Here is a 26,999-nt window from a genome sequence, read left to right on the forward strand (position 1 = left end):
TTATTCTGTTTTAGCTTTTAAATTATCAATCAATTCGTCGACTTTATCTTCTGTCAGATTCTCATAGAATGTATATTCAGGGCCGATCTGTAAGACTGGTCCAAAACCACAGGCGGCCAAACATTCTACACCCCGCCAAGAGAAAAGCCCGTCAGCGGTGACCTGACCTTCCTTTACGCCGAGCTTTTGCTCTAAATGCCCCATGATACGCTCTGCACCGACCAAACAACAAGGTCCGGTACGACAAATCTCCAGTACATATTTTCCTTTAGGTTGCAACAGGAACATGGTATAGAAGGTTGCCACCTCATACACCTCAATAGGCAATATATTCAGGTAAACAGCAACCTTATCCATCGCATCTGCGCTTACCCAGCCATATTCCGCCTGAACCAGATGTAAAATGGGCAATAAGCCTGATTTTTGCTTTCCTTCGGGGTAACGACTTACCACTTCTCCAAACTTGGCTAACAATTCTGGAGAAAACGTTACATTTTCATTATGTTGTTTTACACTAAGCATCTAATTCTCCGGCTATAACGTTAAGACTACTCATATTTATAATGGCATCTGAAATCAGCATTCCTGCACTCATTGGCGCGAACATTTGATAATTGACAAAAGAAGGTCTTCTAAAGTGAAGACGATAAGGTGACCGTCCACCGTCATGAATCAGATAAAAACCAAGTTCACCATTTGCCCCTTCGACCGCATGATAGACTTCGGCTTTCGGTGTGTCCACCTCACCCATGACGATTTTAAAATGGTAGATTAAAGCTTCCATATTGGTATACACCTGCTCTTTCGGTGGTAAATAGAAATCAGGCACCTCTGCATGGAAGACACCTTTAGGCTCTTTCTCAATTTTCGCTAATGCCTGCTCTATAATGCGAAGTGATTGCCACATTTCGGCATTTCGAACCATGAAACGGTCATATACATCGCCTGTCGTGCCAACAGGTACGTCGAAATCAAATTCTTCATATGAGCAATAAGGATTCTGTACCCGCACATCGTAATCTACACCTGTCGCCCGTAAAATAGGGCCAGACCAGCTATAATCCAGTGCATCTTCTGCTGTTACAGCAGCAACGCCTGAAGTCCGCTCAATAAAAATACGGTTACGAACAAACAACTCTTCAAACTCTTGCAATACCGGCGGATAGCGTTTTAGAAATTCACGTATTTTCTCAAAGGCTATAGCATTGAAATCACGTTCGAAGCCTCCAATACGACCAATGTTCGTTGTCAGGCGAGCGCCACAGATTTCTTCAAAGATTTCGTAGATAAATTCACGCTCCTGCATCACATACAAAAAGCCCGAAAAAGCCCCCGTATCTACCCCCAAAATACCATTACAAATAATATGATCTGCAATACGCGCAAGCTCCATGACGATAACACGCATATACTGCACCCGCTTAGGAATCTCGATCTTGAGTAGTTTTTCAACGGTCATATGCCAGCCCATATTATTGATTGGAGACGAGCAATAATTTAGACGATCGGTCAAAGGCGTAATTTGATAAAAAGGCCGATGTTCAGCAATTTTCTCAAATGCACGGTGAATATAGCCAATCGTGGAAACTCCGCTAACAATCCGTTCACCATCGATTTGCACGACATTCTGAAATACACCGTGCGTAGCCGGATGTGTGGGACCAATATTTAGGGTAATCAACTCATCCTGTGGATCATTATCATCAAAGACAGGCTGATTAGCTGTTATCTTGCTTATAAATTCGCTCATATCGTATAAATTAACGGCCGAAATACAAATCTTTCTTATCTACGCGATTTGGATCCTCTAAAGGATATTCCTTACGCATTGGAAACACCTCCATATCATCTACATTCAAAATTCTTCTCAAATCGGGATGTCCTATAAAATTGACACCAAAAAAATCGAAGGTTTCACGTTCCATCCAATTTGCACCTCTCCAAACGACTGTTGCCGTTGGAATCTCAGGATTTGGTCCATGCAAAAAGACCTTCACGCGGATTCGGATATTATGAACGAGACTTTGAATATGGTAAACTACAGCAAACTCCTTTTCTAAATGTGGATAATGTACCGCCGTAATATCCGTGAGATGAATAAACTGCAATTCGTTATTCGATTTTAAGAAACGAAGTACATCAATCACATCTTCCATATCAACAACAATGGTCAATAGACTGTGTGCATCTTGAATTTCGTTAATCTTTCCCGGAAAATTTCCTTGGAGCTTATCCAATAAAAAACTGTTTTCCATCATCTATTTATTTGTATGTATTCCGTACTTCTCAAGCAGCGCTTTGTATTCGGGCGTATTTCTCCGGTTCAATGATTCATTCTTTACAATATCCTGCAGACGCAATACACCATCCAAAATTGCTTCCGGGCGGGGAGGACAACCAGGCACGTACACATCAACCGGTATGATTTCGTCTATTCCTTGTAGAACAGAATACGTATCGAAAATACCACCACTCGATGCGCAAGCTCCTACAGCGATTACCCAGCGCGGCTCGGCCATCTGTATATATACTTGTCTTAATACAGGCGCCATTTTTTTAGCGATTGTCCCCATCACCAAAAGCATATCTGCCTGACGGGGCGAGAAACTAGGACGTTCAGCGCCAAATCTGGCCAAATCGTAAGTAGAGCCCATCGTTGCCATAAATTCGATACCACAGCAGGATGTGGCGAACGGCAAAGGCCATAACGAGTTGGCTCGGGCCAAGCCAATGGCTTTATCCAAACTTGTCGCAAAAAAACCTGCGCCTTCTACTCCCGGAGGAGCTTCTGCCAATTTTATATCACTCATGAAAAGTCGATTTATAGGTTTAAGTATCATTGACTCAAAGAGCCAACGACCAACGGGACGTTTAGTCCCAATTCAATGCTTTCTTCTTGATCACATAGATAAAGCCCAACAAGAGCAGTCCCATGAAAATAAACATCTCAATCAAGCCTTGTAATCCCATCTCCCGGAAGTTTACAGCCCACGGGTACATGAAAATGACTTCAACATCAAAAATCACAAACAGGATAGCCACCAAGAAATACTTGATAGAGAAAGGCTGCCTGGCATTTCCGACAACTTCAATCCCCGACTCAAAAGCCCCAAGCTTGTTTTCAGTACGGACCTTTGGCCCGATAAGATGTGTAATAATTATGGTACTTACTCCAAATCCTACAGCAACTAGAAGCTGTATAAATATAGGCAAGTAGTCTATCGGCATACTATTGGCTTGCTCCATCTCAATTCAATTTATATTGGTAACTGTCTCTAAATATAGAGATTCCAAGGTAAAAAACAAAACAAAAAAGGCGCAGATATTACTATCTGCGCCTAATTTAGAATGATTTTACTTAAGCCTATTTGATCCCTTGTAAATAGCCTTTAACAGCTTCATTCGTTGGATCTATTGCCAATACTTTTTGGAAGCTCTCCTTCGCTTTAGGAAGATCTTGCTTCACATAATAGTAAAGACCGATATAGGTATTCGCATCGATTAAATAATTTTTATTTTTCTCTTGCGCACCACGTTGATTGATTGTTTCAATCAATTTTTGGAAGGATGCTACGAAATCACCTTTTGGTTGTTCCAAATTATCAGCCGTCAATGCAGCAAAAGCCTTGTAATAAAGCGCATTAATCAAATATTTATCTTGTGCTTCTTTATTATCAGTTGTTTCGATCACAGTTAAGAAAGTTTGTGATTTTTGTAAATCCGCAATTGCTTTGTCTCTCAATTCTTGATTAACCACAACTTGTTCCTCATTTTTACTAGCTGCATCTTCTTTAGCACCGATTTGGTAATAGGCTTCTCCAGCATAGTAATTTGCATCAAACAGATATGTTTTGTTATCTTTATAAGAAGCAACTAGCTCGAATAAAGAGGCTGCTGTTTGCAATTCTTGCTCTTGGTATTTAGCAAAAGCTAACTCAGCTGTTTCTCCCAACAATTCTTTGTCTAAATCAATTGCTTTCTTAATATCGGCAATACCCTTTTGAATATTCGCTGTATTCTCTGCTGTCAATACCGGAGCCGCAGTAGCCGTACTATCTGCACCAGCAGCTGCTGGTTTTGGGCTATTTGCAGCAATCTCAGACATACCTAGATACATATAATCCAACGGAATTACACGATCTTTTTCCATTTTGCTAAACATCTGGTTTAAGTACTCCAAGGCTTTCGGATAATCTTTAGCTTTTTGGAAGGCAATATAACCCAAATAACGGTAGATTTTTGGATCTACAGAAGGGTTTTTCGCTAATTCCTCAGAAACGACCTTCAAATCGTCGTATTGACGCGCGTAAACCAAGAAATCGGCATAACGGATTTTAGCTTCCAATGAATTATCACCCGCTACTTCTAGGTATTTTTTGTATTGCTCAACACCCTTTTTATTTAACTCGACATATTTCTCGTCAGAAGTACCCGGCAATCTAGACCATTGGTTATATGTTTCAGCCAACTCACGGTAAGTAGGTGCGTATGCCGGTGTTTCTGCTGCGATAGCTTCCAATTGTGTGATAGCCTCATCAAAAGCTTGAGCGCCACGTACAATCACAGCTTGTCCAACTTTCGCCTGTACTGAATTTGGATCAATATCCGTCGCCTCACCATAGCTTGTATAGGCCAATGAACCTTCTTTCAAACCGCGGTACGCATCACCTAACGCGATAGGAACAGCTACGTCTTTTTTATTTTTCTCTTTCGCCTGTGTCAGGTATTCCAACGCTTTTGCATAATCAGGCTCTGGAGCATTAATATATGCACGACCGATTTCCAATAATGGCTCATAATCCTTTTTTCCTAATTTTGCTGTTGCCAAAGCGAATTTAGATTCAGCGCTTGCTTTATCTTTTTTCATTAAGTCAACATAACCCAAACCTACATTATTAATTGTAGCCTTTGGATCAGCAGCCAAACCTTGGTTGAAAATCGCAGCGGCAGAATCCGCTCTGTCGTTTACCAAATAAATTTGACCCAAATAGAAATAATTATCTCCATTCTTAGGTTGCTTAGTCACTAACTGTTGAAGGATAGTTTTCGCTTTACCATAATTTTCAGCCTCGATGGCTGCTCTAGCATCTTTCAAACTTTGTGCACTCACTGTGCCCACAGATCCAGCCAATAAAAGACTAAATAATAATTTACTGTTTGTCATAATCTATTTTTGTACTATTTATTATCTATTTAATATAACTTTCATCTCTAATAATGATCTCTCGTCCGGGCATTGTAGCAGGAACCAATCCAGCCTTTAATACAATCCGCTGTCCACGATCCCCTGTCAAGAAGGCACTAAAGCCTAACCCCAAGCCCATATTTGGCTGATAGTTCATAATGTAGACAGGCCTTACAAAAGGATATAAGCCATCAGCAATAGTCGATTGGGACGGCCGATAAAAACTCGCCTTTTCACCCTCCTTACCAACACTTTCGATGCTCAATGTACGAATTTTATCCAATAAATTCGAATTTTTTTCTATCGCTTTTAAATACCAATTGTATCCGATAACGCCTACTGCATTGGCATTTTCACTGACATATTTCATGACATCTTCACTATCTTTCAAAGCAGAAACAGCTTTCGGATCAATTTTGTTCAATTTGAAATAATCTTTCAAATAGCGCAGTGTACTTGAATTGGCATTATCGAAGATCAATCGCTGTCCCCCTAAGTTACCTTCCAACAAAGACTTAACGTCTTTTTGCTGCATTATAGTATCAGTACTGTTACGATTATTAATCAATACAACGGCATCCGAAGCCATTTGGAATATTTTAGGTTGAATGCCACGTTTTTTAAAGTAGCTATCTTCTTCATCTGTCAACTGTCGGGTCAACACAACCACATAAGCAGAATCAGACAATAAGGCATTCACCGCTTTAATCTCGGGCCGTGCCATGAGCTCCAAACTCGAGTTTGGATAAGAACTTTCAAAAACATCCGCAGACTCCCGAATAATAGGCAACAAAGTCTGATCGACAATGACGGGTAGTTTACCCGTTAGAATATCATCGCTCTCTTTCGTTTGCTTTGTTTTATTTTCGCAGGAAACAAAAATGCCCATACAGATGCCAAGCATCACAAGAATCATTTTATATTTTCTCATATGATACATCATAAAATAAGACAGTTTAATTAAAAAATAGTTTAATTTTTGAAGAGAGAATTGGTTGTCGCCAAAAAGAAGAGGGCAGTTAATTAAAAATTATTTTGCCAGAGTCGTACAAACCGCATAAAAGAATACAGAATCAACACAACACCAAAGATTGTTTTGTAAGTTGGATTAATCTCAATGGGGAAATTATCCCAGAATATAATCAAAAGGCCCAAAACAAAATAAAAGCCAAACATAAAAAGTCCTAAAATAGACAGAAACCGCTTCAGAGGCGATTTCCGTCTATAATTTGAACTATTATCCGAATTAAAATTTGTCATTCTAATTTTGAAGGTTCAATCGAATTGGTAAAGTGTACGCGACACGAACTGGACGGCCATTTTGAATACCCGGCTTCCATTTCTTCGCTTTCTTAAGCAACCTTACGGCTGCATCACCAGTACCATATTTCAAATCGCGTTTAATATTGATGTCTGTCAAGCTACCATCTTTTTCTACTACGAAGGATACCTCAACGACACCATTTACACCATTTTCAGTTGCCGCAGCTGGATACTCGTAGTTTGAACCTACCCAAGACATAAATGCTTGCATACCGCCTACGGGCATTGGCTGAACCTCGATGGCATTAAATGGAAGAATTTCATCTCCATTACCATTTGGATCTCCTTTTGCAGCACCAGTAATCGCGCCATCTTGTTTCTTCGAACCAAATTCGCCACGTGCTACAGAAGTACCTGTCGGACTACCTTTCAAAGTAATACGCGCTGGCGTTTTATTTGGATCTTTCAATTCTTCCTGAGAAGCAACTTCTTCTACAACTTTGTTTGCAGGAGCTACTTTAGGCTCAGGGAAACGAACCAAATCCTCTTTTGGTACATCCATAGCCACTTGTTGAGGTTTTTCCTCCGGTTCTTGTGGAAGAGGCTCCTCTTCTGGTGGTTCTGGTGGTTTGATTTCTTCAAGGTCTTCCAAAGTAACCTCAGTTACCGCTGGAGGTGCTTCAACAGGCTTTTTCGGAAAAATTTTGTCTCCGAAAAGACGAAGAAGACTTGCTAGCACTACAAAGCCGATAACGACAAGTAGCCCTCTATTAGTCGCTTTAGGCGCAAGTTTACGAAGCTCGTAAGCTCCATATTCCTTGTTGCGGCCTTGGAAAACGACATCAAGCCATTCTTTCTTAAAAATATCTAATTTTGACCCTATCATTTTATTTTAGTTTTTTGTGTCAATCTAATAACTAATCATTATAGATATTGTCACGTTTTAACACTTCGACTTCTTCTGGTGTAATCTTTCCGATCATATAGCGTTTTACGTCTACAATTTTCATCTCGTCAAGAATATCAACTAGATTACGTTGTGTACATTTTTCACTAGGACGGATGATTACGATCATGTCTTTGCCGCCTGAAACGCGAGGTACATAAGCCTTTTTCTCCATCAAGACCTTCCGAATCCCATCTGCACCGTAACCGGTAACAGTAGGACCTTCGATCGGACGAGCAACTTGACCATATACCCAAGAGACTTTATTGTCAGAACCCAATAAAATTGTCAGGGAGCGATTATCTGCTGTAAGCAATTCATCGCTTTGTTGCTCCTTAATTTTATTTTTGTCTGGCATAGCCACATCCATTGCCTGCGGTTTATTTAAGGACGTGGTCAACATGAAGAAGGTAATCAACAAGAAGGCCAAATCCACCATGGCTGTAAGGTCGACCTTACCACCATTTTTCTTGGACCTTACTTTCCCGCCTTTGCCTTTTTTACCACTATCCTGATTTAATTCTGCCATTGTTTGTTCTTATTAAATCGTCAATTATTTCTCCTCAGCACGCATGCCTGTTATGAAACTAAATTTGTTTTGCTTTTGATTACGCAATGTTTCAATAACTAAATTAACCGAAGGATATTTTTCATTCGCATCTGCTTTGATAGCCATTTTTAAGGGTCCAGGGTGCACGAAATTTTTATCCGAAGCCTCTTTTTCCTTATTTACTTCCTCAGCCGCAAGACGGGTATTTTGAACCCAGTAATACAACTCATTTGAAGTATTTTCTGTACTATCAATTGGGATACCAGTTTGCACACCTTTTTCCGTACGCTTACTTCCATCCAAAGCTAGCAATGCTTTTAACTTAGACATTGGTACACCGAAGTTTTCCATCAATTTGAAACGATCATAATCTTCTTGTGAAAAGCCAACGCCATACTTTGCTGACATTCTTTCTAGTGCTTTTACGCGAACTTGTTGATCAGTCGTACCGAAGAAAACTTTACCTTGATCGCCTATTGTGATCATACCTACATTTGAATCAGGTAACTTATCTTTCGTAGTCGATGCTGGGGTATCCACCGTCAAAGCTTCCGGCTGGCGTGCTGTCGCCGTTAAGACGAAGAACGTAAGCAGTAAGAACGATACGTCACACATCGCTGTCATGTCGATCGACGTACTGGCTCTTTTTACTTTTGCTTTACCCATTTTAAATTCTTCCTTTTAAATTAAAAACTCAATCTTCTATCCTATGATGCTTTTGATTTTTGATTTCCATAAAATAAAATCAAAAACTTTCATCATAGTTCTTATTTGTGGTTTGCAGCGTATGTTTGTACGATTGAGAAACCAGCTTCGTCGATAGAGTAAGTTAATTTATCGATTTTTGCAGTAAAGATATTATACAATACGATAGCGAATGTTGAAGTCGCAATACCAGTTGCTGTATTGATCAAGGCCTCAGAGATACCGTTTGCCAATTTAGCTGAATCTGGAGCACCACCTGTTGCCAATGCCGAGAACGCTTTGATCATACCTGTTACTGTACCTAATAGACCACATAATGTACCGATAGAAACTAATGTAGCGATAACGTTCAAGTTTTTCTCTAACATTGGCATTTCTAATGCTGTAGTTTCTTCGATTTCTTTTTGAATTGCGATAGTAGCTTTTTCAGTGTCAACGTTAGGATCTACTGATACAGCTTTGTATTTCAATAAACCAGCTTTAACTACGTTTGCTACTGAACCTTTTTGTTTGTCACACTCAGCGATTGCTGTGTCGATGTTTCCACCATTAATCAACGTTTGGATTTTACGAACAAAGTTTCCAACGTTTCCTGTACCAGATGCTTTGTTGATAACGATTAAACGTTCTACTGAGAAAACCCATACCATTAAGAATAAACCAAGCAAAACAGGTACGATAGCCCCAGCATGGTAAACCATTCCTAAGTAGTTACCTGGATTTGGAGCATTTTCAGGATTGTTGTCAACGAAGTTAGTTGGATTGCCCATCACAAATTTCCATACACAGAAACCCACGATGAAACAGATGATGATTGCAGCTTGAGCAAAGAAAGATCCTCCGTTGTTGCTCTCTTGTTTTGCAGCAGTTTTAGGTGCGTTTGCCATTTTTCTAATTTTTAGTTTTTTACTGTTGTTTAAATATATAATGTTGTTTAAATTATATGCACTCTTATTCGCTTTTGAAACCAATTTTGCAAAGCAAATTTAATATTTAATGTCAAATTTAAAATATTCATCTCAAATATATAAAAAAAATCAAATTTGTTTTTTCAAACTGAACACACCATTAATCAGTGTTATTTTTCTCAGCAGTTCCCGTTATATAATCATTATTACTCTATGCTAAATCGCTTATTCGCAATAATTATTTTACAATGAAAGCCATTTTTTTTTTGATATGCAAAAAAATCAAGGATTTTAAACGACAAAAAGTAAGTGATTACTCATGTTTTCGAGCAATCAGACCTCCTGCACTTAAAGCATACTTGCCTAATAAACAATTCATTAGATTTACTGCCATTATCCTTGATATACTTGTTTAACCACCAACTAATTTTACACGATACCCCTCTTTAAGTAACAAATCATAGATCTTTTGTTTAAACTCCCCCTGAATGACGACCTCCCCGTCCTTCACTGTTCCACCAACTCCGCACTTCGTTTTCAACAATTTACCTAAGTTCTCCAAGTCTTCCACTTTTCCAACAAACCCCGTAACCAACGTAACAACTTTCCCCTTCCGCATTTTCCGATCAAGCTGTACTTTTAAGTTTTGCTGATTTACAGGTAATGTATCTGCCTCCTGAAAAAAATCAGCCAGCTGATAACTGAAGCTGTCATCTGTTGAATATACAACGCCCTCATAGGACTGTTTCTTATTTTTACTCATGATCTTAACAAATTATCTTTAATGCTTTTGGCATAATAGAAATATCCAATTTATCGCCAAGCTCGATCGGCTCCCCATCCACATGAACCGGTGAAACCTTATCGACCTCGATCTGAATATTTTTTCCCGGAATAATCTCGACATAACTGGACTGATCTGCCGATTTATTAAAAAGATGGAAAATCATCTTTGGCAAAATGTAAAGCGGAAATTTGTGCACGATACAGACATCTAAAATGCCATCGTTAACCGAAGCCTGTGGTGCGATATAGGCATTATTTCCATATTGGGGAGAGTTCGCTACACTGATCATAAACGCTTGCCTTTCGTAAACCTTTCCATCAATCGTTAATTTATAATGGGCAGGTTGGTATTTACTGAGCACATTAAAAACGGACTTCATATAGCCCAAAGGTCCACGAATATTTTCATTCGCAAAATTTTCACTTACAGAGGCATCAAAACCTAGACCCGCGATATTAAAAAATCGTCTATCATTAATTACACCACAATCAACCTCAATCGACTCAAAACGATTAATCCGACGAATAGCAGCCGCTTCATTCATAGGAACCCCTAGATAGAGCGCTAGGCCGTTGCCAGAGCCCTCAGGAATAATTCCCAATGGAATTCCAGATCCCACCAAAGCGGAGCCCAGTTCATTGATCGTCCCATCACCTCCGACTGCTATAACTGCATCATAGCCTTCCTTGACCGCTTTCAGTCCAATTTCATACGCATGATTCGGCCTTGCAGTTTGTTGAAAGGTCGGATCAAACTTCTGTAGATCAAGTACATCCAGCACCTGTTTTTTAAAGGAAGTTTTATTTTTTCCTCCTGAAATAGGATTAATAACAAACAATATCTGTTTACGTTCTGACATATCCAAAGATAGCGGAAATTACCAATTTCTTAAAATAATGTAATCTTTATACCTATTAACGCATTTCGCTGAGCTTTTAAAAGTTAAAATATAAATTTGATTTTAAATAATCCTTAAAGTATTGTAGCTTTGTCGCACAAAAAATAGAATGTGGACTGATTTGCGTGCTGTTGCATAACAAGGCAACGACAAGGAGATTGCAACCACAGTAAAAAAGTGCTAAAAACCCCTCGCTATCACGGCTCTTATCACTTTGCTGTTATTTCATTCTAGCGCAAATCCAATATTAAAAATTACGTAAAGCATGGCTTATTTATTTACGTCAGAATCTGTTTCTGAAGGGCATCCAGACAAAATTGCGGATCAAATTTCAGATGCATTAATAGACAATTTTTTAGCATGGGACGAGGACTCTCGCGTCGCTATTGAAACGCTAGTAACGACTGGGCAAGTAGTTCTTGCCGGCGAGGTTAAATCAAACATATACCTTGATGTCCAAAAAATAGCCCGTTCGGTGATCCAAAAGATTGGCTATACCAAATCGGAATATATGTTCGAGGCAAACTCTTGTGGCGTCCTTTCGGCTATTCACGAGCAATCTGCTGATATTAACCAGGGGGTAGACCGCAAGACAAGACAAGAACAGGGTGCGGGCGACCAAGGTATCATGTTCGGTTATGCCAACAATGAAACCGAAAATTTTATGCCTTTGGCATTGGACTTATCGCATCGCCTGCTTTATGAATTGGCCGAGCTGCGTCGCGAAAATAACGAAATCAAGTATTTGCGCCCGGACGCAAAATCTCAGGTGACACTTGAGTATAGTGATGATCACAAGCCGAAAAGAATTGAAGCAATCGTAATCTCTACACAACATGACGACTTCGCTACTGAACAAGACATGTTGGATAAAATTACACACGATATTAAAAAGATCTTAATTCCACGTGTTAAAGCGCAATTGAAACCAGAACTTCAGTTGTTATTTAACGATGAAATTAAGTTTCATATCAATCCAACTGGAAAATTTGTTATCGGTGGACCACACGGAGATACAGGACTTACCGGTCGCAAGATCATTGTCGATACCTACGGTGGCCGCGGTGCACATGGTGGTGGGGCTTTCTCAGGAAAAGATCCATCTAAGGTAGACCGTTCCGCTGCATATGCAACGCGCCATATTGCTAAAAACTTGGTAGCAGCAGGTGTTGCAGATGAAATCCTCGTACAGATTTCCTATGCAATTGGCGTAAAAGATCCAATGGGAATCTATGTAAATACCTACGGCACGAGCAAAGTCAACCTGACTGATGGCCAGATTGCGGAAAAAATAGCCGACTTATTTGACATGACGCCATACGGAATTGAAACCCGTTTGGGGCTGAGAAATCCCATTTATTCAGAAACTGCAGCCTATGGACACATGGGAAGAACACCAAGAAAAGTAACAAAAGAGTTCGAAAGCTCAACAGGCGAGAAAAAGCAAGTCGAAGTTGAACTGTTCACTTGGGAAAAACTAGATTATATCGACAAAGTAAAAGAAGCGTTTGGTTTATAAGAGCCAGATGTCCATCAAAATAGAATGGGGCAGTACAAAATTGGACTGCCCTTTTTTATTCAACTTTATACCCATCCCTTCACAGCGCCTTCTCAGCATTCTATTCTTAAACAGTTTGAACCGACTTTTATACCCAGACTATTGGTGAAATCGCGCAGGTTTTGTATCTTAAACGTTCTAAACCGTTTCAATCATGAAAAGACGCAATTTTCTTCTTGCACCAATGGTGCTCATAACTGCCCCAACATGGGCAAATAATGTTCAATCGGATGAAGATTTACAACCCGCCACCATTGTCCACGTTGTGAATTTTTGGCTAAAAAAAGAGCTCAGTGAAAAAGAAAAAAAGAATTTTGTTGGATTTTTTGAGGAACTGCGCAAGATCGACGTCATCAAAACACTTAATTACGGCGTTCCGGCTCAAACAAACCCGCGACCTGTCGTAGACAACAGCTTCGACTATACCTTGATCGTCACTTTCAAAAACCTTAAAGATATTACCAGCTACGAGACACATCCAATCCATTTAAAAGCGATCGAAAAATATCAGCATCTCTGGACAAAAGTAATGGTCAAAGATACCTCCATCATTAAATAAGGCCCCGGGCCTTAATTTCCAAATATTTATTGATGGAATTGATGGTCAGGTTTTCGGGCGCTGTATAGATTGTCTGAAAGCCGTTGCGAATCAGTTCTTGTACGATAAGCTGTTTCTCGTAGATAAACTTTTCAGCAATGACCTGATTGTAAATGTCGATTGTCTTTTTAGGCGTACTTTTCGCTAAATCCTCTATTTCTACGTTTTTAAAAACAACAACAACGATAATGTGGCTCCTGTTTAACATAGACAGATAATTTATCTGACGTCTTAAGGAATCTAAGGTCTCAAAATTGGTATAGACAAAAATAAGCGACCGCTTGTTAATATGTGCATTAGCATAACTATATAATCTTCCAAATTCAGACTCCTCAAATTTGGTCGACACCTGGTATAGTGCTTCCGAAATCTTATGCATTTGATTATTCCTCTTCTCTGCAGCTATAAATGCATTGATATCTTTTGAAAAGGTTAATAATCCGGCCCGATCCTGCTTTAAGATGGTCGCATTGGAAAGAACAAGTGCAGCATTAATCGAGTAGTCCAATAAGGTAAGACCGTTGAATGGCATACGCATTGCCCGACCTAAGTCAATAAATGAATAGATCGGCTGAGACTTCTCCTCTTCATACTGATTGACCATCAGCTTCTTTACTTTTGCAGATGCCTTCCAGTTCATGTGCCTATAATCGTCTCCCTGCACATACTCTCTAACATGGTCAAATTCCATGGCTGAACCAATGCGTCGAATACGCTTTATCCCCAGTTCATTCAATCGGTTACTTGTTGCCAAAAGCTGATATTTTCGTAGTTGAATATAGGATGGATAACAGGGGATTTCCTGTTCTTGATTGGTAACAAACCTTCTTTTGAAAAATCCAAAACGTCTAACCAAAGCCATACAACGACCAAACTGATAAATTCCCCTTTGTGTAGGCCGCAAGGAAAATGAAATTTCAGAGCGTTGAAAAGCGGGTAAACTGGCTGCAAAATCCTTGTCCCGAATTTGGAGCTGCACCGGAAACTCCTCTAAAACATCTACTTTTGTTGCAAATGGATAAAAAGAGCTCACCATAAGCTTCATCGGGTTTTCATCTCCATTGGATAATTTTTCAGGATATATCCTTGTGATCTCAATTCTACCCTTCCCTGAAAATAAGACAATAAAATCAAAAGCCAAAACAGCCAACCAGATCCAAAAGACAATCCAGGCCACAATCAACAATCCTTTAACGAAAAAAGAAAATGTAAAGAGTGTCGCTACCCCCAATAGGGAGTAGAAGAATTGATTTGTTAGAAAAAGCTGTTTTAGTTTCTTCATTATCTTGGAATTTCTACAGAATTTATGATTTGATCGATGACATAAGCGGTGGTAAATCCTTCCATTTCCCTTTCTGGAGTCAACATGACACGGTGGCCCAGTACGGCAGATGCTACCCTCCGAATATCCTCAGGAGTAACAAAGTCGCGGCCTGTTAACGCAGCTGAAGCCTTTGCTGATTCCAACAAAGCAATAGAAGCCCGCGGTGAGGCACCTAGTGTCAAACTTGGATTAGTTCGTGTTTTTATAATGACTTGAGCAATGTAAGTTAGCAACTCCTCGTGCACAAAAATAGACTTGATCAATTTCTGGAATTCTAAAATTTCTGTGGCCGAAACTACAGCCTGAACCTGATCCTGTTTATTTTGTGCTTTTTGAGCATGATGCTCCTTCAATATTTCCAATTCCTGTTCAAGTTCAGGATAGTTCACATTGATCTTAAACAAGAAACGGTCGAGCTGAGCTTCCGGCAGTCGATAAGTACCTTCGTGTTCGATGGGATTTTGCGTCGCAAAAACAACAAACGGCCCCGGCAATTGATAGGTTGTTCCATCTACCGACACCTGTTGCTCCGCCATGCTTTCAAAAAGTGCTGCCTGCGTCTTTGCCGGAGCACGATTGATTTCATCGATTAAAACAATATTTGCAAAAATAGGCCCTCTACGAAATTCAAATTCATTGCTTTTCAAGTCAAGTATCGACGAACCGGTTACATCCGAGGGCATTAAATCCGGTGTAAATTGAATCCGCTTGAATTCACTATGAATCGTTTTGGCGATCAATTTTGCGGATAATGTTTTCGCCACCCCGGGTAAGCCCTCGATCAAAGAATGCCCTGAGGCCAAGATCGAGATTAAGAGCATGTCAATCAATTGATCCTGCCCAACGATGACTTTTTTCACCTCCGACTTTACCTGCGCCATTTTATCGAATAAAACCGAGACATCTATTCGGTTTTCAAAAGATATATATTTATCGAAGTCACTCATATCATTTTTGCTTTATGTTTAAACTCTTCTATTGTATCATTAATCAATTTGAGATCAGCCACATCATGTTGTTTAGCATCTTGCATACGAACAATCAGCCTGATTAAAGACTGTGTCTCTACGAGCGGAACTCCAGCCCGCTCAGCCAGTTCTTCACTGAACTCCTCTTCCCGCAACATCAGCGTGTCCAAATGAAACCGCATCCGAAGATCGTGCAGGAAGTAATCTATTTTTTTTGCGACCATATTACCTGGTGCGCCATTTTCATAATATAAAGTGGCAATGGTTCCACAAAAGTCCTTCGAGAGATTCGGTTCCGGGCTCACGACCGCCACAGCCCGTTGCTCACGTCTACTTCGAAACACAAGCAAAAGGACTAGCCCCGCCAACAAAACATACCAAGCTTGCCTAAGACCATCGTTCATAAGCAATACACGCAAAGGTGTCCGATATTGCTCCAGATTCGCTTTAAAATCATACCAAGCGATCGGCTTATCATTTAGATAAGATAACGACTTAGCAACATAGGCATATTGCGAAGCGGAATTCAGCAAGTAATAGTTTCCAAATAAATCAGGAGTCAGGTGCAGATAGAATGTCCCTTTACCGAATTGAACGGCTATGAAGTTCGGTAACGTAAATTCCTTATAGGTAATCGCGCCCAAAATGGTCGCATGTTTAGGAAGTTTTTTGAATACTTCGCCAAGATCTGATTTACTATAATGAATTTTATTGTTATCGTTCATCAAGCGCACACGCAGCTGGCTTTTTATATTCACACCTTTTTTAAAACCATAGAAGTTATCTGTTTTCAACCCGAGGGAATCCAACAGGTAAGGATCAATATCCTCGGCTACAATCATTGCTTTCCCACCCCGGTTTACATAATCCAGTAATTTATCTTCCGCTGCTTCACCCATCGAAAAATAGGAGGTATAAAAAAATAAGTTAGCGTCGGTTTTCTTTGTACTGTCCAAATATTCATACAATGGTCGCTCAATCGTTGTGTTCTTTTGATCAGTGATATGCTTTAGTTCTTGACGTAGCACATAAGCGCCAAAAGGATTTTTATCTTTTGCATCAAAAGTCCGATCCCAGATAATCGGTTTCTTACTTGTTGCATCGATAAGGGCTATTAACACTAACACAACAGTCAATAATATCAATCCAAATTTTACCGATCCCTTCATTTAATTTGTTTTTGATATTGGTGAAACAATTGCTGATATTGATTAAAATTGTCCTCTGTTAATTCAAATTGGCCAAACCAGACATAATCAAATATTCTTGTACATTCCGCAAATCCGCGACGGAGCTCCTCGTTTTGAATCTCCTGTGTAAATTCAGCATTCGTTTTGCTCAGCTTCCATTTGATATGATCGGATTGCGCTAGTTTCTGAATATTCAATAGCTGTAAGTACCGGATACCCAATGCATAATTCCTTTGGGCAATAGCCTCCTGAATATAAGGTTCCAGGTTACTATTCATTAGGTTTCGCTCCACATACGCTAAAACGTCCAGTTCACTCTCCTCTTCACTATGCTTAATAAAATATTGTTTTCTATTATAGAGCACTTTATAAAGAATAAACGCTAATGCGATGACAGCTAAGAAGGCAAATACATAGCCAAATTCTTCCCGAAATTTATAAGGATTATCCGGCATGATACTCCCGATCCAATCGGCGAGCCGGGCAAGGATGCGTTGCAATACGCCCACCCGATCTTTAATATTTTCAGAATAAACAAAATCGTCTGTCTCGTAACGTTTGATGATATCCTGATAAGGATCCATTTTAAACGAACGTTCTTCGGTATATTTTGGAATCGAATCAAATAATGTTGGATCCCACAGGTCAATTTCGTCTTTTCCCTGTTGGCCATTAGGAGCCTTTACTGCAGAATCAATGCGGACAGAATCTGCTCCCACCAAGGTTGAATCTATTTGCACATTAAGTGAATCAATCCTATCGCTGTTGGAGTCCGTGTCCCTTGGCTTGGGATCACAGGCGTACATAATCGACAAACAGGCAATGCAGAAAAAAGACAAGAGTTTATTCATCTTTTCCTCCTATCTTTTCGATCATGCCATAAATACGTTCTCCAAATTTGAGATCCTTGGCTGTTTCATAAATAATACCATTGGCCAAAACGCCGGACATATAAAGAAAGAGCGTAAATAGTGTGATAAATAAGCCCCCAAATGTCATCAGGAGTTTTCCCCAGGATGAGTCAAAGAAAGCGGCATCTATTCCAAGGAAGTTAAATGACAAAAGCCCCATGATAATCAATGGTACAATGGAAATCATCATGACAGCCATTTGAAAAATAAAGTTCACAATGTAGGTTGCGATACCGTATTGAATCAATTTTTTGCTCAGCATGACATAGGCATCTGTAAAACAGCTTCCCAGATCCGAATAACCTTCCCGATAAAATAGAAAAGAGCAAAACAACCATATCCCAACCATCGAGCCCAATATACCAATGGCAAAACTTCCAATAAAAGGGATAAATGCACAAATCACAGCTACGATTGCCAGTGGGATAAAGACAACGATTAAAGCCAATATCATGGCAATCAAAAACATAAAGTATTTACCGAGGTTAGATCTGAAATTGCTGAATACTTCCGATCCTGAAAATCCTGTGCTTTTACGTTCTTTGAGTAGCATAAAATATTCAATGGAAATACCATAAACGTACAATCCCAAAGCGATCAATGCCAAAATGAGTAATCCAGCCCAAGTAAAAGCATCGATATCCTCAAAAGAATCGCTGTTGGCTGAAAAAGTGATTTTTGTAGAAAGAAAATAGTAAACTAAAGCAATCGCTGCTAGGGGAACCGCAGATAAACCAAAAATAGTAGAAACAAAGTGCTTATAGATCAATTTAAAAAGATCTATGAAACTTTGGATAAAGTCCCCCACCTTCCGTTCTTTTTGAAACTCAAAATCTATTTCCATTGAAATCGTTTTGCTAGTCGATAAGGATTAATAACATAAAAATAAAGGATAGCCAGTACGGATAAAACGATAATTATTAAACATAACCAAATTGACATATTATAATACCGTGTTACAAAACCTTCCAATGTTCCGGCTATAATAAAAAAAGGAATCGTGCTGACGAGAACTTTCATTGCAATCTTTGCTGTACGGACAAACGATGTCAAACGTGTAAACGATTTGGGAAATAGAATGCTATTACCGATGGCCAATCCGCATCCTCCTGCCACAATAATTACCGAAATCTCAATAGTGCCATGAATCCAAATCGCCGACATGGCTTTCCCCATAACGCCATACTGGAAAAACATATGGTGAAATGCACCAAGCATAATACCATTGCTAAACAGCACATAACCTGTCCCTACACTGAAAAATAGTCCGGCAGCAAAGGCCATAAAAGCAACCCGCACATTATTAATCGTAATCCAAATCGCTGATCCAAAGTTGCTCCCCTTCCCATATACTGCAGCAGGATCTCCTGCTTTTATACTTTCTATCGTCGAATCGACATAGTAGTCACCTAAAATAAGCCGAATAAAATCCATATCGTATACAGACGATACAAAACCAATGACTGAAGCCAAAACAAAAATTAAGAAGGAGTACAACAAAGGTCTACGGATTGACCAGATCGCCTGCGGTATCTCTTCATTGATAAAAGATTTAAACTTATTATTGGAAGCTTTCTGATCTTTATAGATTTTCTGATGCACGGTCACTGCCAGTTCATTCAGGTAAGCCTTTACCTTACTTTCAGGATAAAAAGTTTGTGCATAAGCCAGATCATTAGTGAGCTCAATGTAATTTGAGGCCAGTTCATCTGGATCAACCGGCATATTAATTGATAAATTATTTTCAATTAACGTCCATTTTTCTTTATTTCGTTCTACAAAGGATGCTTCTCTCATTAATTTTTTTAACTGGCTCAACCAAATATATGAAATATCCATCATTGAAAAGCACAAATTGGAGCTAAAATGACCCAGATATGCTATATTGCTATTAAATTCAAATAATTTACATATGAATAAGCTTGAGATCAATACAGCACAAAATGTAAAAATCGAATATAATCTTGCCAGTCTTGGTTCAAGAATGATCGCTTTTGCAATAGATTATTTTATTATAGTCTGTTATTATTTCTTTTGCTTTTTCCTATTGGACAGTATAAATAGCACCAGCGGAGATCCTTATCTCTTTTATGGTATTATGATGGCATTGACGTTGCCCGCGTTTTTTTATACATTGATTACCGAAACTGCCTTTGGCGGTCAGACAGTAGGCAAGAAGATCATGAAAATAAAGGTCGTTAAACTTGACGGTTCGCGGGCCAACTTTTATCAATACTTGTCCAGATGGAGCCTATCTATCGTAGATATTTGGATGACGATGGGCGGTGTCGCCATTACTTCGATCGTTTTATCCAAAAATGGACAACGCATTGGAGATATTGCCGCGGAAACTTCGGTTATAAGCCTCAAACCTACTTTAAAATTGAGCGACACAATCTACGAAGAGACTTTTGACAATCATCCAATTTTATTTCCGCAGGTTATCAAATTGAGCGACAAGGATGCTAATTCGGTCAAAGAGATCTACCAAACAGCTTTTGATAGAAGAGATGTGGGCATTTTAACAGCTTTGGTCCAGCGTCTTGAGGCGGTTATGGAAGTCAAACATCCTGAAAAAATGACTCCCAACGACTTCGTGCTGCAGGTCATGAAAGATCATTACAGCATGTTTAAGGATAAATAGTTTTTACGCTCATAGTTGATTCTGCATTCTCTCGATTAAAAAACGGATATCGATCGGAACTCGTTCGGTGTTTCTTCGCTTGCAACCGAAGAAGTACCGAACGAGCTCCGAACAAGTACCGAATAAGCACCGAGTAATCTCCGAAACTGATCGCTATGTCTTATCCATTTTTACAGGTAATTCTTAATGTGATTCCGATTTTTCGTTCATAAAAAATGCCCTCAAAAAGTTGGACACTTTTTGAGGGCACAGCAAAATAATTCCTTTTTTATACTGAATATTTTGTTACGCGGTCACTGAAGCCGCAGAAGTCTGCACCTGACGGTCAACCTTCTTAACCAATCCCTGCAATACATTTCCTGGACCGACTTCTACAAAAGCTGTTGCACCATCGGCCAACATATTTTGTACTGTCTGCGTCCACCGTACAGCGCCAGTTAATTGCGCAATAAGATTTTCCTTGATAACCGCTGGATCTGTCTGTGGTTTGGCATCTATATTTTGATAAATCGGACAGCTAGGCGACAAAATGTCTACAGCTTCGATAGCCGCCTGCAATTCGACTTTGGCAGATTCCATCAATGGTGAGTGAAATGCTCCACCAACATTTAGCTTTAATGCGCGCTTAGCACCGGCCTCGGTCAATAAAGCACAAGCTTTATCCACACCTTCAATAGATCCCGAAATCACCAATTGTCCGGGACAGTTATAATTCGCTGCCACCACAACGTCATCAACTTTAGCACAGATCTCTTCCACTATAGCATCTTCCAGACCTAATATCGCAGCCATCGTTGAAGGCTGAAGCTCACATGCTTTTTGCATCGCGTTGGCGCGTTGTGCAACCAATTTCAAGCCATCTTCAAAGCTCAGTGCGCCCGCTGCTACCAAAGCCGAAAACTCACCCAATGAGTGACCTGCAACCATGTCCGGTTGAAAAGACTCTCCCAATGCTTTTGCCAAAATGACCGAATGCAAGAAAATAGCCGGTTGGGTTACGTTGGTTTGTTTCAACTCCTCGTCTGTACCGGAAAACATGACATCCGTGATGCGAAATCCTAAAATATCGTTAGCCTGTTCGAACAAAGCTTTCGTTTCATCATTTAAATTATACAGGTCTTGCCCCATTCCAACAAATTGGGCCCCTTGACCAGGAAATACATATGCTGTTTTCATCCCTTATATTTTTTATTCGTTTATTTGTCTGCTACAATAGGTATTGAATCTGCTTTCTGCAGTCAATGGTTGATGAGAACGAATTCCCGTAAGCGCAAACTTAGATAAATTGCTTTTTATATGCAATATAAATTCATTTCAGCCAGCTATATTCCCATCTTCGGCCGTTCGAACTCATATTGTTCATTTCCTCAGAAGGATCTATCGATCCTTAAATTCAGTCTTCGGGAACAAAACTTAGCGACAACATCTTCTTCGGGTCAAATACATCTTGCGCTATTTCCAGCAGCCCTGTATTAGTCAAGTCCTGAATTTTTTCAATTACTTCGTCCAATAAGATGACACGATCATAGTCCATCACGTTTTTCGCGGCAGAGATAATCATACTCATACGGTTCTCTTCGGTCAAAGCAATCTGACCAATAAATTTCTGCTTCGCCTTTTTTACTGCAGTTTCGGATAGCGGTTGCTCGGTTAGCTTCGCTAGTTCTTTAAAGACGAGTTTTTTAGCTTTTTCAACTTTTTCTTCATCGGTACCGAGGTAAATACTAAATAACCCTGTATCCGAAAAAATAGTATAATTAGATTCAATGGTATAGGCTATTCCATATTTCTCCCGAATAGAAAGATTCAGAATAGAACCCATTCCCATGCCGCCAAGCATATTGTTCAAAAGCAACAGCCCTGTCTTACGCTCATCACGATAACCGTAAGCCAAAGATCCAAGCATGTAATGAACCTGATTAATTGGTTTTGCAACTGCAAGATGCTGTTCAATAATTGGATTGACATCGTTTCTCATCCGCATAATTGTATTTGCTGGAACACCACCAAAGATCTTGTGCAACAATCGCTCAACTTCTTTTAGCGTATAATTACCTGTGATACCAATAACCATTTCATTTGTATCATAGTTTGCCTGCATAAAGTCTACGATATCGCCCTTTTGTAGTGCGAGAAGCTGATCTTCCAGTCCCAAAATATTGTGTCCTAAACCCGACCCCTGAAAAACCAGATCCTCAAAATCGTCTACAATAGACTCTTCTGGGCTATCCAGGTAAGACGCCATTTCATCTACAATGACAGATTTTTCTTTATCCAATTCTATATCGGGAAAAGTGGAATGAAAAAAGATATCTTCAAAAAGATCTAAGGCACGACTTAAATAAGGCTGAAGAATAGAGGCATGTACACAGGTATATTCCTTCGTTGTATAAGCATTCAAATCTCCGCCAACGGATTCCAAATGATTTATAATCTGTTGTGTCGAGCGTCTTTCTGTTCGTTTGAATAAAAGATGCTCAATAAAATGGGCTACACCATATTTTCCAGCAGACTCATCCCGAGACCCCGCATTGATGACCATGCAGACATGTGTAACCGGTAAATTCTGATATTGAAATACTACGCGTATTCCGTTTGAAAGTCTAATAATTTCGTATTCCATGCAGTATAAACTTGCTGTAACTTCTTTAGTCTATCTATTTTGTGTGCCCGTTAGCCTTGACTATCTCCTCCAAAAAAATATACAATCGTACATTCTTTCGCCACTTTGCTCAATCTTCAAATCATAGGGCACATGAAGTGATCACAAAACTAGGCATTTTTAAACGCAAAACGGTCATAGCGAAATCACTATGACCGTTTTTATATCCTATAGCAATAAGATTATTCAAATTACATACGCGGTGGTCTCATTCCGCCTGGGAATCTGTTCTCGCCTTCAGGGTTCCCCATAGCGAATTTTTGGAACTTGTAGGTAAACAAAATCATAAAATATCGTCCCAAACGGTTGGTACGGCTATCTGTAATCATAGATTCGCTCACTGTCCGGGAAACATTCGTTTGCTGATTCAATAAGTCAAATGCTTGTAAACGTACTGTACCACGTTGTTGACTCAAGAACTTCTGCTCAAGGTACGTATTGATGACAAACGGGTTTGCATTGATACCGGCTCCATAACCACTATTGAATTGCTTCGATAGATCCGCTCCGAAAATTGTAGTTTTTGTGATGTTAACAGAGCCAATCAATGTGGGTGTCCAAGAAGAAACATTCGTCGTACGATTTGTCAATGAATTCTCCGTATGATTAAATTGGTAGCGTACTCCCGGATTGATTTCCAAATTCTCCGAAGGGTTGTATCTAAACATCAAACCTTGATTTAATACAATATTCCGGGCAACGTTCTTTTGACCGATGTTATCATCTTTCTCCGTAGAAACATATCCAATATTTTTGTTGTAGGACACCCCGCCCATTAACATAATATTATATGTTTTTTCTTTCAATGACTTTCCGTAATGATAAAAAGAACTCACATTAAATGGTTTATCGCTTGTTTCATTCAAGTAGCGAGTTTCGGATACTAACGTAGAATTTGTTTGTCCAGTTTGATAGTCCATTAAATCATCAAAATAGCTTTTGCTCAAGCTCACAATCTTGTTGTTAGTCAAACCGGCATTAACGAACGCAAAGAAGTTATTTCCTTTTTGAAAATCATTTTTACGGAACCGTACATTCAATTGATGGCTAAATTCCGGATTCAGATTGGCGTTACCGATTACGATACTGGTCCGATTTGTACTCATATCAAAGGGCAAGATCTGCGTTACTGAAGGCTCATTCGGTGTTCCCGAATAATTGACAGAGATATTGGACTGTCTCGAAAATTTATACTCAAAACGTGCAATAGGCATCCAGTTCATATTGTTGCGATGAATTGGAACGACTAAGCCTGAACTGATCGCATCTCCTCTTAATTGGGAAGGTTGAGCTGCTGCTCCAATGGAATAGGTTATTTTATCACCACTATACAAATAGTTTGCCCCGATTTTATGTGTTGTGAAGGAATAATCGTAATTATAATCAAAATTCAACTTCGGGTCTTCTGCTATAAGGTTTCCATCGCGGTCAAATCCTTGCTGTTTGTTCGAATTATCATACTTATTTTTGTTGAAATCATAGGTAAACTCTACTTTTCCTTTCTCGGAAACAGGTTCAGTATAATTCACCGAGGCTCCTCCATTCCAACTTTTATTATTAGCTTCCAGAATCGTCTTCTCATAGATCGAATCTAAGGGAGCATTTGCATTGTTGGGATCGGCCAACAACCTATCCAGAATGGCATTCTGATCTTTCGTTGTTTTTGCATTATTGAAGTTCATGTTTACAAAAACATTCCTTCCTTTATCATTAAATTTATGATTGTATAAACCGCTAATCCCAAATCTCGGTGCAGTGGAATTGGCAACAATATCTTGCGCCTGAGAATTATTAAATACACTACTACGATACGTGAGCGAATTCGTACCTGTCGTTGCATCGCTCTTGTCGTAGCCAAACTGAGGCGATATTTTGATATAATCTTTCGTTGTAGGCTTCCATTCGACATTTGCTTCGAAACGATGGCTATCACCAACCGTGTTCGAATTGGATGTCACACTGTCCGTCTGCATGATATTAGGCAGTGTATTTTCCTGAAAACGTTGGGATAGTGTTGTATTGTTGCTATGGCTAAAACTATAGCTACCGTAAACAGTCAGTTTATCATTAAAGTCTTTGCGGTAATTCAGTCCTATGGAACCAATTTTTGTCAAACCGTCCGAGCCACCAAACATACCACCACCTCGGCGGCCGCCACCACCCTGGCCACGGCGGGCGCCACCACCTACAGTACTAAAATCGAATAAGGGGGCATTGGTATTGTTCAAATTCCCCAGCACCGAAATTTGTTCACCTTCACGCATCCCCATCCACATACCGGTAGCCTGATAGCAATCTTCTGTTCCCACGCCAGCCCGTAGGGTAGTCATATGCCCAGTATTGTATTTGGGATCTATCTGAATATTCAACACCTTTTCCGAATCACCGTTTTTATTGCCAGTGACATTGGCCATATCACCATAATCATCGATGACCTGCATCTTTTGGATAATATTTGCAGGTAAATTTTGGGTAGCTGTCTTTACATCTCCACCAAAAAAGTCCTTACCATTAATACGAACCCGCTTTACGGATTCACCTTGTGCTGTAACGTTACCATCTTTATCCACTTCGACTCCCTGTAACTTTTTCAACGCGTCTTCCGCAACGGCGCCATCGCGGAGCTTTAGATCTTTCATGGTGTATTCCAGGGTATCACTTTTAACAACGACAGTAGGGACACCATCAACCACAACTTCCTGCAGCATCTGTGAATTCTGTTGTAAAGTTAAACTTGGAATTATATATTTTGACTCGCCTTTAGGAATACTAAATTCCTTTTCAAAGCGCTCGAAGCCTAAGTTTGAAACGGTAATTTTAAAGGTATCGGATTTGATCTTATCAAAGATAAAAATCCCCGCCATATTGGATCCTGTAGTCATAGAATCCAACTTTGACGTCAGCTTAACCGTCGCCCCGGCAACAATTCGATTCTTGTCATCTTTCAAGATTCCCTGTACGCTATTCGTCTGGCCATAAACAGTCCATCCCATCAGCATACTAAACAACAAAAGCATAAAGCCTCTCATAATATGTATTTTTATATTTCTATAATTGTTAAATCTTTGACACCAAAACTATTGCCCAAGTTTAATATTGAAACAATATGGCCCAGACCGGAACAACTTCTTATTTTGCTAATGAAAATTATTCCATCATATTAATAGTCTAGTGCTCTAAATCTTTACAAAAGAAGACATTATTAGTGTTAATTAATGTAAATGGCCAATATTCACACAGAAGTTACAATAAATAACTCCAAATTTATTTGTAATTTCGGCTATTTTAAGAATCGCATATGCTATTATCATATTATCAGGAACAGTGGATTGAAGCCGGTTGTGACGAAGCTGGAAGGGGCTGTCTGGCAGGGCCCGTTTTCGCTGCAGCAGTGATTTTCCCAACAGACTATTACCACGATCTCCTTAACGACTCCAAACAACTTAGTGAGAAAAAAAGGATGATGTTGCGGCCAATTATCGAACGCGAAGCTCTCGCATTTGCAGTTGCCAGTGTTTCAGCCGAAGAAATAGATCGCATAAACATCCATAATGCAAGCTACTTAGCCATGCACAAGGCGCTTGATCTCTTAAAGACCAAAGCGGAGTATATCATCGTTGACGGAAATAAGTTTATTCCCTATCAACAAATTCCGCATACATGTATCGTCAAGGGGGATGGCAAGTATCTGTCGATCGCAGCTGCTTCAATTCTGGCCAAAACTTATCGGGATGAATATATGGACAACATTGCTGTGGATTATCCCCACTACGACTGGCTCAACAACAAAGGGTACCCAACAGTTAAACACAGAACAGCTGTATTGGCGCATGGGTCTACGCCACATCATAGAAAAAGCTTTAGAATAACTGATCCACAACTCAAATTATTCTAAAGCTCAC

At 39.6% G+C, this 26,999-nt stretch carries 26 protein-coding genes; 4 read left to right on the forward strand and 22 right to left on the reverse strand.

Annotation, left to right across the window (positions count from 1 at the left end; translation table 11 throughout):
- The 13 genes from nuoE to B4Z47_RS14640 all read right to left on the reverse strand — a co-directional run bounded on the left by nuoE (position 1) and on the right by B4Z47_RS14640 (position 11,203).
- The gene (gene nuoE, locus B4Z47_RS14580) at positions 1-522 is read right to left on the reverse strand and encodes a complex I 24 kDa subunit family protein (RefSeq protein ID WP_070560974.1); all 522 of its coding nucleotides are present in this window, start codon (positions 520-522) and stop codon (positions 1-3) included.
- A complete protein-coding gene (locus B4Z47_RS14585; RefSeq protein ID WP_070560973.1) occupies positions 515-1,750 on the reverse strand; it encodes an NADH-quinone oxidoreductase subunit D in 1,236 nt (411 codons plus the stop codon). The genes nuoE and B4Z47_RS14585 overlap by 8 nt, the downstream gene beginning before the upstream one ends.
- A gap of 10 nt (positions 1,751-1,760) precedes the next feature.
- Positions 1,761-2,258, reverse strand: coding sequence for an NADH-quinone oxidoreductase subunit C (locus B4Z47_RS14590; protein ID WP_070560971.1), 498 nt, complete (start codon positions 2,256-2,258; stop codon positions 1,761-1,763).
- Positions 2,259-2,810 carry an NADH-quinone oxidoreductase subunit B gene (locus B4Z47_RS14595; protein WP_070560969.1) on the reverse strand — a complete coding sequence of 184 codons (552 nt, stop codon included), beginning with the start codon at positions 2,808-2,810 and terminating at the stop codon, positions 2,259-2,261.
- A 61-nt stretch (positions 2,811-2,871) separates the two neighbouring features.
- On the reverse strand, positions 2,872-3,246 hold the full coding sequence (locus tag B4Z47_RS14600) for an NADH-quinone oxidoreductase subunit A (protein ID WP_070560967.1): 375 nt from the start codon (positions 3,244-3,246) through the stop codon (positions 2,872-2,874).
- A gap of 118 nt (positions 3,247-3,364) precedes the next feature.
- Complete coding sequence (locus tag B4Z47_RS14605) at positions 3,365-5,164, reverse strand: tetratricopeptide repeat protein (RefSeq protein ID WP_286727434.1); 1,800 nt, start codon at positions 5,162-5,164, stop codon at positions 3,365-3,367.
- A 25-nt stretch (positions 5,165-5,189) separates the two neighbouring features.
- Positions 5,190-6,116, reverse strand: a complete 927-nt coding sequence (locus B4Z47_RS14610; RefSeq protein ID WP_286727436.1) for a PstS family phosphate ABC transporter substrate-binding protein — start codon at positions 6,114-6,116, stop codon at positions 5,190-5,192.
- Between the two features lie 330 nt (positions 6,117-6,446).
- A complete protein-coding gene (locus tag B4Z47_RS14615; RefSeq protein ID WP_286727437.1) occupies positions 6,447-7,334 on the reverse strand; it encodes an energy transducer TonB in 888 nt (295 codons plus the stop codon).
- A gap of 31 nt (positions 7,335-7,365) precedes the next feature.
- Positions 7,366-7,923 carry an ExbD/TolR family protein gene (locus B4Z47_RS14620; protein WP_286727438.1) on the reverse strand — a complete coding sequence of 186 codons (558 nt, stop codon included), beginning with the start codon at positions 7,921-7,923 and terminating at the stop codon, positions 7,366-7,368.
- Between the two features lie 24 nt (positions 7,924-7,947).
- Positions 7,948-8,610 carry an ExbD/TolR family protein gene (locus B4Z47_RS14625; protein ID WP_286727439.1) on the reverse strand — a complete coding sequence of 221 codons (663 nt, stop codon included), beginning with the start codon at positions 8,608-8,610 and terminating at the stop codon, positions 7,948-7,950.
- A gap of 101 nt (positions 8,611-8,711) precedes the next feature.
- The gene (locus B4Z47_RS14630) at positions 8,712-9,536 is read right to left on the reverse strand and encodes a MotA/TolQ/ExbB proton channel family protein (protein WP_046673067.1); all 825 of its coding nucleotides are present in this window, start codon (positions 9,534-9,536) and stop codon (positions 8,712-8,714) included.
- 433 nt (positions 9,537-9,969) lie between these two features.
- Positions 9,970-10,320, reverse strand: a complete 351-nt coding sequence (locus B4Z47_RS14635) for a translation initiation factor (RefSeq protein ID WP_286727440.1) — start codon at positions 10,318-10,320, stop codon at positions 9,970-9,972.
- Positions 10,321-10,324: 4 nt separating this feature from the next.
- Positions 10,325-11,203 carry a diacylglycerol/lipid kinase family protein gene (locus tag B4Z47_RS14640; RefSeq protein ID WP_286727441.1) on the reverse strand — a complete coding sequence of 293 codons (879 nt, stop codon included), beginning with the start codon at positions 11,201-11,203 and terminating at the stop codon, positions 10,325-10,327.
- 304 nt (positions 11,204-11,507) lie between these two features.
- Here B4Z47_RS14640 and metK point away from each other — a divergent pair, with 304 nt between their 5' ends.
- Both metK and B4Z47_RS14650 read left to right on the forward strand, forming a co-directional pair.
- On the forward strand, positions 11,508-12,761 hold the full coding sequence (metK, locus tag B4Z47_RS14645; RefSeq protein ID WP_070560957.1) for a methionine adenosyltransferase: 1,254 nt from the start codon (positions 11,508-11,510) through the stop codon (positions 12,759-12,761).
- A gap of 193 nt (positions 12,762-12,954) precedes the next feature.
- Positions 12,955-13,359 carry a Dabb family protein gene (locus B4Z47_RS14650; protein ID WP_070560955.1) on the forward strand — a complete coding sequence of 135 codons (405 nt, stop codon included), beginning with the start codon at positions 12,955-12,957 and terminating at the stop codon, positions 13,357-13,359.
- On the opposite strand, the gene B4Z47_RS14655 is transcribed toward B4Z47_RS14650, so the two are convergent.
- Genes B4Z47_RS14655 through B4Z47_RS14680 form a run of 6 tightly spaced genes read right to left on the reverse strand, consistent with a single transcriptional unit; the run spans position 13,352 to position 19,588 of the window.
- The gene (locus B4Z47_RS14655; RefSeq protein WP_070560953.1) at positions 13,352-14,680 is read right to left on the reverse strand and encodes a DUF58 domain-containing protein; all 1,329 of its coding nucleotides are present in this window, start codon (positions 14,678-14,680) and stop codon (positions 13,352-13,354) included. The two genes, B4Z47_RS14650 and B4Z47_RS14655, sit on opposite strands and share 8 nt — an antisense overlap.
- Positions 14,680-15,669 carry an AAA family ATPase gene (locus B4Z47_RS14660; RefSeq protein ID WP_070560951.1) on the reverse strand — a complete coding sequence of 330 codons (990 nt, stop codon included), beginning with the start codon at positions 15,667-15,669 and terminating at the stop codon, positions 14,680-14,682. The genes B4Z47_RS14655 and B4Z47_RS14660 overlap by 1 nt, the downstream gene beginning before the upstream one ends.
- Complete coding sequence (locus B4Z47_RS14665) at positions 15,666-16,859, reverse strand: DUF4350 domain-containing protein (protein ID WP_070560949.1); 1,194 nt, start codon at positions 16,857-16,859, stop codon at positions 15,666-15,668. The genes B4Z47_RS14660 and B4Z47_RS14665 overlap by 4 nt, the downstream gene beginning before the upstream one ends.
- Positions 16,856-17,731: a DUF4129 domain-containing protein gene (locus B4Z47_RS14670; protein WP_070560947.1), complete on the reverse strand. Its 876-nt coding sequence runs from the start codon at positions 17,729-17,731 to the stop codon at positions 16,856-16,858. Before B4Z47_RS14670 ends, B4Z47_RS14665 begins: the two co-directional genes overlap by 4 nt.
- Positions 17,724-18,635: a hypothetical protein gene (locus B4Z47_RS14675; RefSeq protein ID WP_070560946.1), complete on the reverse strand. Its 912-nt coding sequence runs from the start codon at positions 18,633-18,635 to the stop codon at positions 17,724-17,726. The genes B4Z47_RS14670 and B4Z47_RS14675 overlap by 8 nt, the downstream gene beginning before the upstream one ends.
- Entirely contained in the window at positions 18,626-19,588 is a 963-nt protein-coding gene (locus B4Z47_RS14680; protein ID WP_070561044.1) for a stage II sporulation protein M, read from the reverse strand. The genes B4Z47_RS14675 and B4Z47_RS14680 overlap by 10 nt, the downstream gene beginning before the upstream one ends.
- Before the next feature lie 115 nt (positions 19,589-19,703).
- Here B4Z47_RS14680 and B4Z47_RS14685 point away from each other — a divergent pair, with 115 nt between their 5' ends.
- A complete protein-coding gene (locus tag B4Z47_RS14685; RefSeq protein ID WP_046673057.1) occupies positions 19,704-20,435 on the forward strand; it encodes an RDD family protein in 732 nt (243 codons plus the stop codon).
- A 285-nt stretch (positions 20,436-20,720) separates the two neighbouring features.
- On the opposite strand, the gene fabD is transcribed toward B4Z47_RS14685, so the two are convergent.
- The 3 genes from fabD to B4Z47_RS14700 form a co-directional block, all read right to left on the reverse strand.
- Positions 20,721-21,611 (reverse strand): ACP S-malonyltransferase, encoded by an 891-nt coding sequence (gene fabD / locus B4Z47_RS14690; protein WP_070560944.1) that lies wholly within the window; start codon positions 21,609-21,611, stop codon positions 20,721-20,723.
- A gap of 217 nt (positions 21,612-21,828) precedes the next feature.
- Entirely contained in the window at positions 21,829-23,058 is a 1,230-nt protein-coding gene (locus tag B4Z47_RS14695) for a M16 family metallopeptidase (protein ID WP_070560942.1), read from the reverse strand.
- A 230-nt stretch (positions 23,059-23,288) separates the two neighbouring features.
- Positions 23,289-26,126 carry an outer membrane beta-barrel protein gene (locus B4Z47_RS14700; protein ID WP_083295742.1) on the reverse strand — a complete coding sequence of 946 codons (2,838 nt, stop codon included), beginning with the start codon at positions 26,124-26,126 and terminating at the stop codon, positions 23,289-23,291.
- Between the two features lie 269 nt (positions 26,127-26,395).
- Between B4Z47_RS14700 and B4Z47_RS14705 the strand changes: the two genes are divergently transcribed.
- Positions 26,396-26,992: a ribonuclease HII gene (locus tag B4Z47_RS14705; protein WP_070560938.1), complete on the forward strand. Its 597-nt coding sequence runs from the start codon at positions 26,396-26,398 to the stop codon at positions 26,990-26,992.
- The last annotated feature ends 7 nt before the right edge of the window (positions 26,993-26,999 follow it).

Source organism: Sphingobacterium sp. UBA2610 (assembly GCF_002339225.1).
GTDB lineage: Bacteria > Bacteroidota > Bacteroidia > Sphingobacteriales > Sphingobacteriaceae > Sphingobacterium > Sphingobacterium multivorum.